The sequence below is a fragment of the Undibacterium sp. 5I2 genome (genome assembly GCF_035019605.1).
Classification (GTDB): Bacteria; Pseudomonadota; Gammaproteobacteria; order Burkholderiales; family Burkholderiaceae_D; genus Undibacterium.
In genome coordinates this window covers 1-14,177 of record NZ_JASJVS010000002.1, presented here as the reverse complement: position 1 = coordinate 14,177, position 14,177 = coordinate 1, and the positions used below count along the sequence as shown (strand labels likewise).

The window sequence follows — 14,177 nt, the reverse complement described above, 5'->3', positions numbered from 1 at the left end:
TATCAAGCAAATCAATGCTCCAGCGCCGCTTCGGCTTGCCACATATGCTCGCGCAAGTGGGTAGCGCTCGCAAGGACCGCCCCCCCCCAGCGTGCCGTGAGCGCCGCCGGCGGACCATACGCGCCCTCCAATGCCACGCCAATTTCGCCAGGAATGAGCCGACTGACTTCGGCGACCATCTGCCGCGCGCTCGCCCGCTGTGAAATTCTCTCTATCGTAGCGAGCCAACTGGGCCGCGCCGTAACGGCCAGTTGACTACTCCCGAGCACGCCTACCGACCGCACAGCGAGCACGTTCTCAGACCAGCTACAGCCAGTGGCAGCCGCCACCGTCGCCACATCGATGCTCTCGGCCGCGGCGGAAATAAACGGCCAACGGAAATCAAAGCCCGAATCTGCGCTGAGCCGCAATTCTTGCTGTGCCGTGCATTGCAACAAGGAATTCACCAAATATTGTCCGGTCGATACTGCGCCACCACGTAAAGTCAATTCTGCTTGATGCGGCAACAAGCCCATGCCATCGATGGCCGCATTGACCAATTCTCGCACGTAGGCATAACTGGCATTGCTGTTGGACGCCCACAACGCGGTATACAGATCGGCTTTATTCGGCGCTTGCCCACCAAGCTGCGTCAATGCGATCAGCCCGCTATGCGCCGCCACCATAAACACCGCGCCGCCAGCCGCGGCACTGGCGGCGGCACGCCTCAAACTACTCGCTGGCAACATCGGCGTGCCGGCAGTTGCCAGAGTCAACAGCGCAGCGTTCGACTGCCCGCGAAATCCGCGCGCATAGCGCTGCAGTTGACCACTCGCACGCCAGGTATGCAGTGCGGTACGCAAACCGGCTACCGTGGCAAGCGCCAAATTGACCGCCACACCCACCCCCAACATCCGCTCATCGACCTCGTCGCTTCGGCTTGGCTGTCCTGCCGCAACCCGCACCCCTTCTTGCACCAAGCGTCCGGCCAGTGTACCGACCACCCCTTGCGCGGCACGCGCGGCTAACAAGCTGGCAGTCCAATCCCGCCAGGATTGGCGTGCAGCGCTTGCCTCGAACAGCGTCACAGGGACAGAACAGGCTGCCGCATGCTCACTTGCATGCGGCAATTCTGCCTGGCGCGCCAAACTCAACACCTCCAGCACCAGTTCCGTGGCACGCCCGGTGGTGGCGACCTCACGCGCGCATCGCTGACGTTGGCTATCGCTCAAAGTCGGCGGTGCCACACCTTGGCGCTGCCATCTGCGCACATCGCGCACCCGTACCGGTGGCTCGCCCGAGATGCGGGACGATGCGGCACACCTGCCAGCCAAGGGCAGGATCGGTGCTGGCCTGAGTGATTCAAACGGGCCCATCCCTCACCTCGCTTTATGCCAAGCACGCGCTTGCCACGTCAAGCTATCGAGCAGGCTGGCAAATACGCTCGGGGAAAATTCATCAAATTGAAACTCTTGGGCAATCAACAAATGCATAGTATCGGTATTGAATATAAACACCGGTGCACCGTTGAGAAAATTTTCCACATTCCGGCCCAATGCCTGCATCAGATAATCTGCATCGGCCGGCAACTCCAAGTGACCGGCATCGAGCAACAGCGCGGCGAATTGCTCGCCCCTGCCAACCGGGTGCACCAAAGTGCAGATCACTTCATTGACCACCAAGGTCCACTCTTGCGCTAGTTCGGCGGTATCGTCGAGTTCCAGAAAACTCAACAGCTGCCCCGACCAGCTTTGAAAATGACTCATACCATCCCGTTCGTCTGACAGAAAAAAACCGCGTGACACCGTCGCCGAAAATGTGTCTTGACGGAAAAAATCCGGCACAATGTAGCATCGATTCCGACCTCATCCAAGTACAAAAATTTCTGTTTCTTACGCTGATAGAAAGGGCATACAGTGGCACGTGTGGCTCGCGAGCATTATGTTTACGGAACATAAAAATGTTTAGGGGAAGCGCAAGCTCAAGGCAGATGCTGATGCACACAGAAAAAAATGTAGGCTATAATCTTCGATATGAAAAAGCTGCTCCGACTACTACTATTGTGCATCATGATGCTAGCCCTGCCCCTGCAAGGCTTGGCGGCAGCGATGATGTCGAATTGTGGCAGCGCGCATCACCATATAGTGCAAGCTGAGCACGACGACCATGTTCAAGGCCATGCACACCAGCACGATACTGGCGATCATGCCTCTAAAAACAAGTGCAGCGCTTGTGCTGCTTGCTGCGTTGGCGCAGCGCTCTTGACGACGGCGGCTATTGCTCCGGCTTGCCGTCCTTCTTCAGAAAAAATCGCCCTGGTTTTTTCTTCTCGTTTTGGTCATGTTGATGAGGGCTTGGAACGACCTCCGCGTAGCTGATTTAAGTCTCGTCTGTAACGCCGGCGCTGTTACCAGCCCAGGCAGATTGCGCGCCATCGTTTTGGCAGCGTATTCTTACGCGCGCCACGGTGGCCATCTTACTCATTAGCGAAAATCATCATGTTACTACCATCAAGCGCCAAGTTATTGCGCCGACCAGGCCAACTTACTGTTTTCCTCAGCACCCTCAGCCTGCTCGGCGGCTGCGCCGGCTTCAGCGCCGATGGCGGTTTTTCCGCGGTCGCGCAAGTAGCCCAAGACCGTCTGGCCAAAGACGTGGCATGGCAACGCACCGAGCAAGAGAGCGCCAGTGCGGCGCAACGCGTCAAAGAATTACTGGCCGCAGCGCTGAGCGTCGATGACGCGGTACAAATTGCTCTGCTTAATAATCGCGGCTTACAAGCATCATTTTATGAACTTGGCATCGCCGAAGCGGATTTGGTTCAAGCTGGCCGACTGCCCAATCCCACGTTCTCACTCAATCGTGCCAGACAGGGAAGCGAAGTGGAAATCGACCGTGGCCTGACGCTCAACCTTGCCCGCGTACTCGCCCTGCCCTACAGTAAAAAAATCGAGCAAGCACGCCTCGCCCAAGTCCAGCGCGAAGTCAGCTTGCAAATGCTGAACTTAGCCAGTGAAACACGTAAAGCCTACTATCTGGCAATTGCAGCGGATCAAACCATGAGCTATATGCAACAAGTAAAGCAAGCGGCCGATGCCGGTGCCGAGCTGGCCGCAAGGATGACACAGGCAGGCAATTACAATACGCTGCAACAAGCGCGTGAACAGAGTTTTTTTGCCGATGCCAAGGTCAACCTGGCGCGCGCCGAACAAACGCAAAAACGTTGCCAAGAACAACTGACACGTCTGATGGGCGTATCGGCAGGTCCCACGGCATTCAAGCTACCGCCGCGCTTACCAGAATTACCACAACACCTGCAAGACCTGCAAACGGTCGAGCAAACAGCCATGGAGCAAAGGCTCGATATCCAAGCGGCCCGCCTGAGTACGGCGCAACTGGCTGAGAATCTGGGCTTGAGCAAGGCCAGCCGTTTCATCAATGTGCTCGAAGTCGGGGCCAGCCGCAACAGCTACAGCGATCAAGCGGGACAACGCGCTTACTCGCTCACACTGGAGTTACCGCTGTTCGACTGGAGTACGGCTAAACTAGCCAAGTCAGAAGCCCGGTATATGCAGGCAGTCAACCGCACGGCGGAACTCGCCATCAATGCGCGCTCAGAAGTCCGACAAGCTTACCAAGCTTACCGCTCTAACTATGACATCGCGCTTTACTATCAAAATGAAATTATCCCTTTGAAGAAACGTATTTCTGTCGAAAACCAACTGCGTTACAACGGCATGCTGATCAGCGTATTCGACTTGCTCGCTGATGCACGCAGTCAAATCAGTAGCGTCAATAGCGCCATCGAGGCCAGTCGCGATTTTTGGATCGCCCAAGCCGATTTGGAAATGAGTTTACTGGGACGTCCCAGCAGTAATTGACAGCGCAGCTGCTCCGCACCAAGGATAAATTATGAGTTCAAGAAGAAATTTTTTAAGTGGCCTCGGCGCACTGACGGCTGCTGCATCGGCCGCAGCAGTCAGCAAAGTTGCCATGGCCGCCTTACCGGAACCGGTCACACAGAGTTCCGCCGATACCATGGCACCGCTACAACCAACCACCGGGCGCCCATATAACCCGGTCGTCACGCTGAACGGCTGGACTTTGCCTTGGCGCATGAATAACGGCGTCAAGGAATTTCATTTGGTGGCCGAAGCGGTGGTGCGTGAAATCGCCCCCGGCATGAAGGCCCATTTATGGGGTTATAACGGCCAATCGCCGGGACCGACCATCGAAGTGGTGGAAGGCGACCGCGTGCGCATCTTTGTCACCAACAAATTGCCCGAACATACCAGCGTCCACTGGCATGGACAACGCTTACCCAACGGCATGGACGGTGTGAGCGGACTGACGCAACGATCGATTCAACCCGGCAAAACCTTCATGTATGAATTCATTGCCCGCCGAGCCGGCACCTTCATGTATCACCCGCATGCCGATGAAATGATCCAAATGGCCATGGGCATGATGGGCTTTTGGGTCACACATCCGAAAGCCAAGCACCCACAGATTGCCGAAGTCGATCGTGATTTCGTTTTCTTGCTCAATTCGTATGATATTGAACCCGGTGCCTACACCCCGAAAACCTCGACGATGCAAGATTTCAATCTATGGACTTGGAATAGCCGCGTCTTCCCCGGCATCGATCCTTTGGTGGTGCGTAAGAATGACAAAGTACGCATTCGCGTCGGCAATCTGAGCATGACCAACCATCCGATTCACCTGCATGGCCATGAATTTCAAGTCACCGGCACCGATGGCGGTGCGGTGCCGCATACGGCGCGTTGGCCCGAAGTGACGACCGATATCGCCGTCGGTCAAATGCGGCAAATCGAATTTCTGGCCGACGCCGAAGGCGACTGGGCGTTTCATTGCCATAAATCGCATCACACCATGAATGCGATGGGCCACGACACCCCGAATTTGATCGGCGTCGATCATAGCGAGGTCGCGCAGAAAATCAGCGAGCTGATTCCAGCCTATATGGCCATGGGTGAGCGCGGCATGGCCGATATGGCTAAGATGGACATGCCGCTACCCGCCAATACCTTACCGATGATGGATGGTGAAGGCCCGTTCGGCGGTGTCGAGATGGGCGGCATGTTCAGCGTCTTGAAAGTCAGGAAAGACCAGAAACCAGGCGACTACCGCGACCCCGGCTGGTACCAGCACCCGGCCGGTACGGTGGCGCAGGAATGGCATGGCGAGGTCGTGGCAGCGAAACGGAAAGTGGTGCCGCAAACCACGCAGCAAGAACAAGAAATACATATCCGCAAACCGCACGACAACATGGCACATTGATTTAACAATCAGTCTGCCACCTTCAAGGAGGGGGAAGCATGCACAAGCTTGCCCCTCCTTGATGTTCAAAACCACAGGAAAGCGCAGATTTATAACCAGGCCGGTGGCAACAAACGCCGCAAGTCGTCTGCGAAGGCCACCGAGCTGTGTTTCATTTGATCAAGCATCTCAGTGCTGATGCTTGCCGAACAAGTGAACGTATCGGGCAAACCGGCCAAGCGATTTTTCCATGCTCTTTCACTGTTGTCTGCCAGGATTCTCTGCTTGTTCGGCAATACGCCCGCATCGAAATGCTGTGCACTGTTGAATAAGCCCAATGCCATCCTGCGCAGGGAATCGACCGATTCTCCATCGCTGCCGAAATACCACATCGACGAATAGCTTGCACAAATCGCGCTCAGCACCAACAAACTGCGCGCTTGTTCGGCTTCCGAGGCCGAGCTTTTGCCGATGGCCACCAAGACCTTGGAGATGAATTCCGGGCTGACGCACAAGTCGAGCGGCAAACTGCCATTGGAACTGACCGTCGTCATATCGACAAACCGACCCAAGGCATTGCGTAACTGATCGCGTCGCTCGGCGTTGCCATCGGCGCCTATATATTTGACAGTCGAGCGGCGCGATGCCGCTGCAATTGTAAAATCAAGGAGCACAGCTTGCGGTAAGTTGAGCTGTTTGAGAAAGGACTGGTGACGATTCTTTTTAAAATCGGCAAAATAGATATTCCTCAACACCGGCAAACGGCCAATCAATTTTTCCAGATTTTCTATCTTGTCATTAACGATGGCATGGTCTGGCAAAGGATCAGTACCGGCATCATAGCGCTGGTAAAAATAAGCGAGCTGATCCCATTCATGATGTACGGGATCTGGAAGAAACATGGCCCGATATTGCTCCGGCATTAAGGTGACCGCTTGCTTGCCATCGGCGGTCAAAAAAATCGGATAGTCATCGAGCTCAGTCACCTCCTCGACGCCATACACCGCCATCGCCTGCGTGCGGATGGCAGCGATCAAAGGAATAGCAAACCAGAGCTGCTTGACTCGCGTGAGCATGGTCAGACAGGCCGAATCTTGACTGTCTTGCGCACAAAACAGCAGTGAATTAATCAAACCGTTACGCTCGATATGGAAATGTTTCGTCTGACTTTCCAAGTTCTTGATGACATAATCTAACAGCATTGGTAATATTTTCGCTTGTTTCCGCAACAAATCATACAAGCCCATTTCCTCTACCGTCTCCAACGAGCGGGTCAATAAGCGCGCGAAAAACTGCTCGGTAATCGTCGGGTGTTGAAAGTAAAAATCAAAACGAGCAATCATCACTTCGAAAAATTCCGCTGACAACCAAGTCCACGTTTCTTCCGATGCATGGGCAAGCGCATGCTCAAGCACGCTACCCATCAACGCTAATTTCACGGCACTGTCATCCATCAAGTCAATCTGCGTGAGCACGCTATCGTGGCGCCCGTTCTGAGGCTGTACATACGCAGCATGCCAAGCAAACGCACCATCTGTACGCTGCGGCAAGAGCAGCATCATTGATTCCAAGCGACTCAAATTATTATGCAATTCACCCCAGGCGCGCGGCGTCAAACTCACATGCAGAAAATGCGCCCGATCAATCTCCATAAACGCAAAATTGCCATTGAGCTGCATGTTCTCAAACACAGCTTGATTCGCGACGGCACGAAAAAACGACGCATCGGCAATGCGGGCATTGTTAAGATGGGCCTTGCTCAAGTCCGCATTCGTCAAATCTGCCTTGAGCAAAAGCGTATTTTCCAGGTAAGCCGACACCAACTTGGCCCCACGCAAATTCGCCGAATGAAAATCAGCACCAGTCAAATTCGTTCCACTCAGATCAGCTTGCGCAAAACTAGCCCGATGCAACACGGCACCAGAGAAATCGGCCCCACGTAATACCGCTTTGGAAAAATCGGTATCAACCAAATTGGCACCACGAAAATCTGCCCCGGAAAGATCGCAAGCAGAAAAATCAGCACCATTGCATGTCAGCCCAGAAAAACTCCAGCCCCCGCGCTTTTCACACGCCGCCGCGACTGCGCTGTCAGCCTGTGTCTGCGCCAGATAAGGATGATTGAGCAAAGCTGGCACCAAACTACGCTTCACCGGATCGGTTTGCAAGCAACGCAGCAGAAAATTTTTGGCCGCTGGCGATAAATTAGCAGGAAAATCAGGTAATCCGCCTTGATGCAAATGATACATAATCGCCCCCTCGCCAGTCATCGGCTTACCGGCCAACTTGCCTGCCTTGTAGATATATTGCGGCTCTGCCCCGCTGAGCATGCGTAGAAAAACCATGCCCAGACTCCAGATATCGCAAAACTTCGAAGATTCGCCTTTTTTCGGAATCGGGGCCTGGTACCATCTTTCCGAAGCAGCACCGCCACCTCCTAGCTGCGTCATGCCTGTATTGGTACGAAACATTTTCGAGCTAGGCGTAAACACCAAGCGCTTTTGATCGTCAACGATATCGACGACAAACTGTGTATCTTTCACACCTAAATCAAAAAAACCCTGAGCGTGATAGCGCCCTACTGCAGTAAGCATTTGGCGCATGAAGATTTTTTTCTGTACTTCGGTAGGCTTGGCATTGATCGCATCGACCAAATTGCCATGCTTATAGAAAGGAAACACGAGATGGTATTGGTCGACTTCCAAATGGTTCGGTGCCGGAATGAAGCCGTGCGCCAGTAAAGGCGCGATGTCCGGCCCTTGAACCTGCGCCATACCATTGAATTGGCGGTTTTTTTCCAGCATTTTTTGAACATAATCACTCGCTACCTCACTGTTCTGCCTGCCCATCTCGAACGGAAAAAAAACTGTTCGTAAATATACCTTCAGTACTGCGCCGCCATGTTCGGCCGGCGCAGCCCTGGCAAGATACGAATGCAGCCAAGCATCGGCTGCATAGAGCTCGAGTTTTTCCAGCGTATGGATATCGATAGACGGCAATGCCGGCCTTGGCTCGGGCAATGCCAGCGACATGCTTTCCGCACTCGCACGGTTCGCCGCCTTGCTCAAAAAACGGGCTTGCCCCAACTTGGCATCAACCAAATTGGCAAGACTCAAATCCGTATCCTCGAGCAAGCTATTGAGCAAACTTGCGTTCTGCAAATTCGCCAAGCTGAAATCAGCACCGCTCAAATCGGCACCATCAAACTTAGCACTCTGCAAGATCGCTCCCTTAAATAGGGCCCCGCGCAGATTGGCTCCGCTGAAATCGGCAGCACTGAGATCAAGCCCAGAAAAATCATGGCCAGCCAAACTGGCAGCGCGGTAATCAAGCCTACCGCCCGTGCGCGCAATTAAATCAGTAGGCGAACTGCCAGCACCCTCCGAGGAACTGGCCGCGCACAGACGCTGCGTCAGCCCAACATCAAGCGCAGCACTGCGCGGCACCTGCAAACACGACGGCCCGGACTGACTGACCTGCGCCGGTCTAAGCCCTGAGTCGTTCTGCGGTATGGAGGAAGGAGGTGCCGCTACGGCCTGAGGACGATTAATACTATTGGAAGAAGGGAGCATATTTTCGCTATTTATCAATGAAAGACGAGGGGATAGCCGAACAAGCCATTTGATAACATTGCAGCGGCGCATATTGCCACGCTATTGCGATGAGCCAGCGGCAGTGTAAACATTCACGTCTTTAAAAAATTGCAGAAAATAGCCATAACTCTGCACCATCATCGTGCCCTGACGGACGACTCAAGCTCTACTCTTTGAAATAACCGACCCCGACAATATAGCCACCGGTGCGCTCAATATAAGAGATTTTAGGCTGAATTTTTTTGCTCACTGGATATTATCCACAAGGCAAGCCCACCACGAAGCAACAGGGAGCGCGCCCCTACGAGGCTGTCGCAAAAGGGTATTACTGGTGGCCACGTCATTCCTGCGTGCTTTTGGCAGGAACCCAGCGGCGTTCGTGCTTAACTGAAAATGCCAGAGATGATCGTGTTTTCAGCGCTGAAAACGACACTGGGTTCCCGCCAAAAGCATGCGGGAATGACGAGACTGCGGCATGCGGGAATGACGAGGCTGCGGCATGCGGGAAAGACGCGGTATGCGGTGTTTCAGGTGTAAACAGCGTCCGCCAGGCTTTTGCGACAGCCTCTGAAGACTGGTGTTTCAAACCCTAGTCAAATCTTTGATGAAAAAATTAATTTTTTGCGTTTAATACGAAACAAATTCAAACAAATAATCAGAGCAACGGGAATCATCAAGCGAATACAAACAATGCCCGAAGTTCGTCTGAAAAATTGCTATTTGGCGATCTCAACACCGCCGCCAAGCCTTGCCTCTATACAATTTCTTACGGATACAGGCGCGTGAAGTAAGATCTCAGGCCAGACAACTTTGGCTTTTTTTACGGTGTCCTTCGCAATTTTCATCAATCTTGACTTCCTTGTGACCTTGGCTGCTGTCAATAGTCCATCCATGTCACCCCACGTGAACGCTGTTAATTGACGATCGATTTCGCGGTTTAATCCGTAATGATCAAGGGGAACACGATCAAATAACGACGATACACTGACAGGATCGTAGGCTGGTGAAAGCTGTAAATTAATCCCGTCAGAATAGATAACCGCCCAATTTTTCAGATGGGCATCCGTGTTGCCCATTAAAATGAAAGCAACAAAGCGCTTGACGAACTCAACCGTATCTTTGTCCGGCTGGGATGAAAGACTTTCCAAAATGTTTAAAATTGAGCTGTAGTCTTTAATCAGATCTTTCCCGTATTTGTGTTTTGGCGCATATTGAAGAATTTGGGCAAATTCTTCCATGTGGATACGCGTGCCATTTTCACCCCGATCAAACCGCTTTACAGCTAAAAGGTGAGCAAAGGGAATATGTTCTGGCAGATCAGCATTTTCTTTTGCGATGATTTCCGCTTCGGCGCAATCGATGTTCAGCGCCTTAAGCAGGGCGAATCCTGTCGCTTCGATTTCGACCAGATCTGGATGCCTGGTTGTCGGCAATTTGAGAATGTAGGAACCGGCAGCGCCATGGCGTTTAATAAGATATCGCCTGCCATCTTGGAGCGCAGAAAACTTGACAACGACGCCTGGGATTGCGAAGGCATCTTCTACCGGGTATTCAACAAAGCCCGGTTCAACAACATCCTTACCGAGTGTGGTGTGCCAAAGTCGCACACTGTCCGGCACCGAATCGTCTTGCGCTATGGGTTCGACTTCAATTGCACCCATAAGATCATGACCGGCTGCCACGAGTAGCTCGAATTCATCCTCCGTACCGCATTGGCGCTCTTTTGCCAAGCGTTGCCGATTCTGCGCTTCTGGAAGTAGATTTTGAAAATACACCGGCAATTTTCCATCGTTCCTGGCAACACGCATATCCTTTTCGGCACGGAGAATAGCAAGGGTCTGCGCTTCACTCGAACCTCGATATGCGAGAGATAAAGTAGGCCGCAAAGGATTGCTAATGTAGCTCTCATCAAATGAGACGCGTATTAAATCGCCATAGACGGATAAGTGACCGACAGGTAATTTTTGACGATCAGGAGTGTGCAGATAAATGCGCACATAGCGAATAGACGTGCTCATGCATTTCTTTCACTCAAGATGGCGTCCACGATAGATAGCGGTGCTTCCACACCAGGTGCCTGACCGACATATTTACCGCCTGATTGGATAAACTCTTCCAAAGCTTGTTTAAGTTCTTTTGGAACAAGCATTAAGTCCAATCCAAGCGCACGCGCCATGACCAGAATCGTAGAAAGTCTGGGATCAATTTTTCCAAGTTCCGTACGCGCGACAGTCATTCGATTTAATCCAGCCTTTTCAGCAAAAGCGGTCTGCGAGAGGTGCTTTACTTCGCGAACATTAACTAATTGCTCGATGATTGTGCTCATATTAATACTCAAATTAGCGATAATGAGTATTAATATACGCTGAAAATTTGAAATGGCAAATCGAGAACGGTGATACTACTACTCAAATGTAGTCCATTAAGTATGTTAGTCGGTAGTTACAACTTAATGGATCGTCGCAAGAGGGTTTTCACTCGGGATCATTACCCCTGTCGGACATAACGTCATTCCTGCGCGCTTTTGGCAGGAACCCAGCGACGTTCGTGCTTGCAACGCCCTGTTCGCAGCTCAGGCGACCCAATACGCGTAGTTGAACAGGGCATCGAGCTCGCCCAAATTCGCCAGCCCCAAGGCAGCGCAAACCCGTCTGGCTTTCGAACAAAAATCCGCGTAAAGCAGCGAATCGACACTGCTTTTGTTCGGCTTCTCTGGAAAGCTTCGGTATCCCGCAAGTGCCATGCCGTTGACCGAATTCTGGTTCATGACCGCAAAACGCAAGGGATCAAAGGTGTGCAAGGCCTCCGTGAGTACGTTGGTTCCCGCTCTCGGGATGCTGGACAAATAAGCGTGCAAAAGGAGATAAGCATCTTCGGCACTGAGTTTTGGATTCGCTTGCATTCGCAAGTACAAATCGCGCAGCCCTGCTTGAAATACCTCACCTTGTTGCGCAACGATGTTCTTGCCGCGCTGAAGACCGCCGGAATGCCAGCCCAACCCCGACACCAGTGGTTCGTAATATGCCAAAAACTGCCCCGGGGTGCCAACAGCTTGCGTCCGAAGTCCGTTCAAATACCCTTGTGCGTTTGCGTGCCTTCGGGTTCGAGCGTTCCTCTGAGCGATGAACCCGGATTGAGTTTGATCCGCTTTCATCAGCGTCAGGATTGACAAGAGCGTCGGCAGGTAGACCGCACCATTGCTTGAGGGCGCGGACCTCGAACTCTTACAATCAGCCTCAGCGTTCAACTTGGCAGCGCGGTTGTGCAACGCGTAGATCTTGTGCCGTCGCGCATATTCGTCCAAGCGCTCACGCGCAGCCACCTCGATTTCTCCACTCTGGAGCAGATCTGCGATTTCTGAAGCCACCTGATCGGCCAGCAGGCAATCGGACGATTCGGTGAACAAGGAAAATTCATGATTGAGCGAAAGGCCCCCTGCAGTGAGATTGGCCGACCCAACCACCATCTTGCAGGACGCGTCCGCATACTGAAAAGCATAGACCTTGGGATGAAAGGTCCGAGTCCTCTTCGGCCCGCTGATGAACAATTCGAACTGATCTGGATACAGCTCCATGAGCGCAAAAAGCGCTTCCAGAACCGGCGGCTCGGTGTGATAAAAATCAAGGCCGACGACGAATCGAACTGACAGGCCGGCGTCCAACGCCGCACCCAGGGTTGCCTCTAATTTTGTGTATCCGGACAAACGGGCAAAAGCAACCATGCAATCGAGCTGCGTGGCATTTTGAAATAACGCTTCAACACCGACAATGTGATCGGCCGCCTTCGATGAATTTACCAGCAACTGTGTCGTTGACACCGCCGCAGCCGTGAGTGTGACCGTTCTCGCAAGGTTCACGGATTGGATTGAAGTGACTGGCATAGCACTGAGCCTTTGCTCAAAAATGTAGTGAATGGGGATTCCGGCGAACGTGACCGCTGCGCATAAGATGCGCGTTACGCGGTCAAATTCTAAGCTCTACGATCACGATAGGTCGATGTTTTTCTCTTTTTGACGATTCATGGTGTCCCGTGCCCAGCGAATCGCCGGTCAGCGTAAAACAGTGGTTGCGCTGCACGATGCGGTCCAGAATGGCATCGGCAGTGGTGGCGTCACCGATCATTCCCAGCCTTGGGCACCGCAAATCGCCGCAGCCTTGCATCCCGAAGGAAGTTCGCGCTCATCAACGATCCGGTTGGCCTCGATATCGGCCCACTCAAGGGAAAAGGAGCTGATGTACACGCGGTCGATCTACACGACGGCCACGATCGCGCGGCAGCATGCTTTGTTGCGGCGCGTGGCGGAACTGGTCAATGATAGGCAAGGTAGTCGTCGCCAGACAGTAAGCGGCGCGTGAAATATTGAATCTGCCATATATAAGCACGTTGATACTTAACTAAAAAAGTATATACTAGTATCTACATAACAGGAGATATGATGAGTAAGACAGCAAATTCAACTGTCCAGCAGTGGGGCAACAGCTTGGCAGTACGCATTCCCGCCGCCCTTGCGCGAAAAGTACATTTTGTCGCCGGACAACCAGTTGACGTATCCGCCGACGATTTCGGTGTGGTAGTTCATCGAAAAGGTAGCCCCAAGCTCTCTTTAGAACAAAAACTGGCAGCGTTTGATCCGGTAAAGCACGGTGGTGAAGCGATGGCTTCTGGCCGCATCGGTGCTGAGGTGTTTTGATGGTGGAAAAAATTTGGGTTCCAGAGCGCCGGGATATTATTTGGATTGATTTTAATCCTCAAGTGGGGCGGGAAATGAAAGATGTTCACCCCTTACTTGTGCTGTCACCCAAAGCATTTAATGACAAAACAAGAATTGTCATTGGACTGCCAATGACTACGGCTGAATCCAATGAAACAAATCCATTTGCCGTAAAGTTCATTGGTAACAAGGGCAAGCCAAGTTACATTTTGGCACACCAGCCTAAAAGCTTTGATTGGCGACTGCGGGATGCAAAGCCCCATCCATGGAAAAAAGCGCCCGAGGAAGTGTTGATACTTGCAGGCGATATGCTGAATCAAATTATTGCTATTTGCGAATAAGAAGCAAAGCGACGCATGTCGGTTTTATTTGCAAGGAGCGTAGCGTCATTTTCCATCATGCCGCCATCGTATTGTGCGAAAAACAGTTTAACTGAACGGCATTACAGTTTACTCAGGCTATTTATATCGATTTTAATTGACATCCTCCCCGCCCTAAAGAGGCTGTCGCAAAAGCCTGATGGACGTTTTTTACACATGAAACACCGCATACCTCGTCATTCCTGCATGCCACAGCCTCGTCATTCCCGCATGCTTTTGGCGGGAACCCAGCGT

The 14,177-nt window shown here is 52.5% G+C and carries 12 protein-coding genes; 6 read left to right on the top strand and 6 right to left on the bottom strand.

Annotated elements, in window-relative coordinates; translation table 11 throughout:
• Positions 1-11: 11 nt before the first annotated feature.
• On the bottom strand, positions 12-1,355 hold the full coding sequence (locus QN359_RS01005; protein WP_323493170.1) for a hypothetical protein: 1,344 nt from the start codon (positions 1,353-1,355) through the stop codon (positions 12-14).
• A gap of 3 nt (positions 1,356-1,358) precedes the next feature.
• Positions 1,359-1,745, bottom strand: coding sequence for a hypothetical protein (locus tag QN359_RS01000; protein WP_322247947.1), 387 nt, complete (start codon positions 1,743-1,745; stop codon positions 1,359-1,361).
• Positions 1,746-2,051: 306 nt separating this feature from the next.
• Between QN359_RS01000 and QN359_RS00995 the strand changes: the two genes are divergently transcribed.
• The 3 genes from QN359_RS00995 to QN359_RS00985 all read left to right on the top strand — a co-directional run bounded on the left by QN359_RS00995 (position 2,052) and on the right by QN359_RS00985 (position 5,280).
• Complete coding sequence (locus QN359_RS00995) at positions 2,052-2,357, top strand: hypothetical protein (RefSeq protein WP_322247946.1); 306 nt, start codon at positions 2,052-2,054, stop codon at positions 2,355-2,357.
• Between the two features lie 120 nt (positions 2,358-2,477).
• The gene (locus QN359_RS00990) at positions 2,478-3,860 is read left to right on the top strand and encodes a TolC family protein (RefSeq protein WP_322247945.1); all 1,383 of its coding nucleotides are present in this window, start codon (positions 2,478-2,480) and stop codon (positions 3,858-3,860) included.
• Between the two features lie 31 nt (positions 3,861-3,891).
• The gene (locus tag QN359_RS00985; protein ID WP_322247944.1) at positions 3,892-5,280 is read left to right on the top strand and encodes a copper oxidase; all 1,389 of its coding nucleotides are present in this window, start codon (positions 3,892-3,894) and stop codon (positions 5,278-5,280) included.
• 89 nt (positions 5,281-5,369) lie between these two features.
• On the opposite strand, the gene QN359_RS00980 is transcribed toward QN359_RS00985, so the two are convergent.
• From QN359_RS00980 to QN359_RS00965, 4 genes are all read right to left on the bottom strand, one after another.
• Positions 5,370-8,831, bottom strand: coding sequence for a pentapeptide repeat-containing protein (locus tag QN359_RS00980; protein WP_322247943.1), 3,462 nt, complete (start codon positions 8,829-8,831; stop codon positions 5,370-5,372).
• 737 nt (positions 8,832-9,568) lie between these two features.
• Positions 9,569-10,870 (bottom strand): type II toxin-antitoxin system HipA family toxin, encoded by a 1,302-nt coding sequence (locus QN359_RS00975; protein ID WP_322247942.1) that lies wholly within the window; start codon positions 10,868-10,870, stop codon positions 9,569-9,571.
• The gene (locus QN359_RS00970) at positions 10,867-11,178 is read right to left on the bottom strand and encodes a helix-turn-helix transcriptional regulator (protein WP_322247941.1); all 312 of its coding nucleotides are present in this window, start codon (positions 11,176-11,178) and stop codon (positions 10,867-10,869) included. Before QN359_RS00970 ends, QN359_RS00975 begins: the two co-directional genes overlap by 4 nt.
• Before the next feature lie 246 nt (positions 11,179-11,424).
• On the bottom strand, positions 11,425-12,732 hold the full coding sequence (locus QN359_RS00965; RefSeq protein ID WP_322247940.1) for a phospholipase D-like domain-containing protein: 1,308 nt from the start codon (positions 12,730-12,732) through the stop codon (positions 11,425-11,427).
• Positions 12,733-12,871: 139 nt separating this feature from the next.
• On the opposite strand from QN359_RS00965, the gene QN359_RS00960 reads away from it, so the two are divergent.
• The 3 genes from QN359_RS00960 to QN359_RS00950 all read left to right on the top strand — a co-directional run bounded on the left by QN359_RS00960 (position 12,872) and on the right by QN359_RS00950 (position 13,904).
• Positions 12,872-13,207 carry a hypothetical protein gene (locus QN359_RS00960; RefSeq protein WP_322247939.1) on the top strand — a complete coding sequence of 112 codons (336 nt, stop codon included), beginning with the start codon at positions 12,872-12,874 and terminating at the stop codon, positions 13,205-13,207.
• An 80-nt stretch (positions 13,208-13,287) separates the two neighbouring features.
• Positions 13,288-13,542: an AbrB/MazE/SpoVT family DNA-binding domain-containing protein gene (locus tag QN359_RS00955; protein ID WP_322247938.1), complete on the top strand. Its 255-nt coding sequence runs from the start codon at positions 13,288-13,290 to the stop codon at positions 13,540-13,542.
• Positions 13,542-13,904, top strand: coding sequence for a type II toxin-antitoxin system PemK/MazF family toxin (locus QN359_RS00950; protein WP_322247937.1), 363 nt, complete (start codon positions 13,542-13,544; stop codon positions 13,902-13,904). The genes QN359_RS00955 and QN359_RS00950 overlap by 1 nt, the downstream gene beginning before the upstream one ends.
• The last annotated feature ends 273 nt before the right edge of the window (positions 13,905-14,177 follow it).

Coding starts and splice junctions, on each gene's coding strand:
- QN359_RS01005 (WP_323493170.1), bottom strand. CDS start 1,355: ATGGGCCCGTTTGAATCACTCAGGCCAGCACCGATCCTGCCCTTGGCT.
- QN359_RS01000 (WP_322247947.1), bottom strand. CDS start 1,745: ATGAGTCATTTTCAAAGCTGGTCGGGGCAGCTGTTGAGTTTTCTGGAA.
- QN359_RS00995 (WP_322247946.1), top strand. CDS start 2,052: ATGCTAGCCCTGCCCCTGCAAGGCTTGGCGGCAGCGATGATGTCGAAT.
- QN359_RS00990 (WP_322247945.1), top strand. CDS start 2,478: ATGTTACTACCATCAAGCGCCAAGTTATTGCGCCGACCAGGCCAACTT.
- QN359_RS00985 (WP_322247944.1), top strand. CDS start 3,892: ATGAGTTCAAGAAGAAATTTTTTAAGTGGCCTCGGCGCACTGACGGCT.
- QN359_RS00980 (WP_322247943.1), bottom strand. CDS start 8,831: ATGCTCCCTTCTTCCAATAGTATTAATCGTCCTCAGGCCGTAGCGGCA.
- QN359_RS00975 (WP_322247942.1), bottom strand. CDS start 10,870: ATGAGCACGTCTATTCGCTATGTGCGCATTTATCTGCACACTCCTGAT.
- QN359_RS00970 (WP_322247941.1), bottom strand. CDS start 11,178: ATGAGCACAATCATCGAGCAATTAGTTAATGTTCGCGAAGTAAAGCAC.
- QN359_RS00965 (WP_322247940.1), bottom strand. CDS start 12,732: ATGCCAGTCACTTCAATCCAATCCGTGAACCTTGCGAGAACGGTCACA.
- QN359_RS00960 (WP_322247939.1), top strand. CDS start 12,872: ATGGTGTCCCGTGCCCAGCGAATCGCCGGTCAGCGTAAAACAGTGGTT.
- QN359_RS00955 (WP_322247938.1), top strand. CDS start 13,288: ATGAGTAAGACAGCAAATTCAACTGTCCAGCAGTGGGGCAACAGCTTG.
- QN359_RS00950 (WP_322247937.1), top strand. CDS start 13,542: ATGGTGGAAAAAATTTGGGTTCCAGAGCGCCGGGATATTATTTGGATT.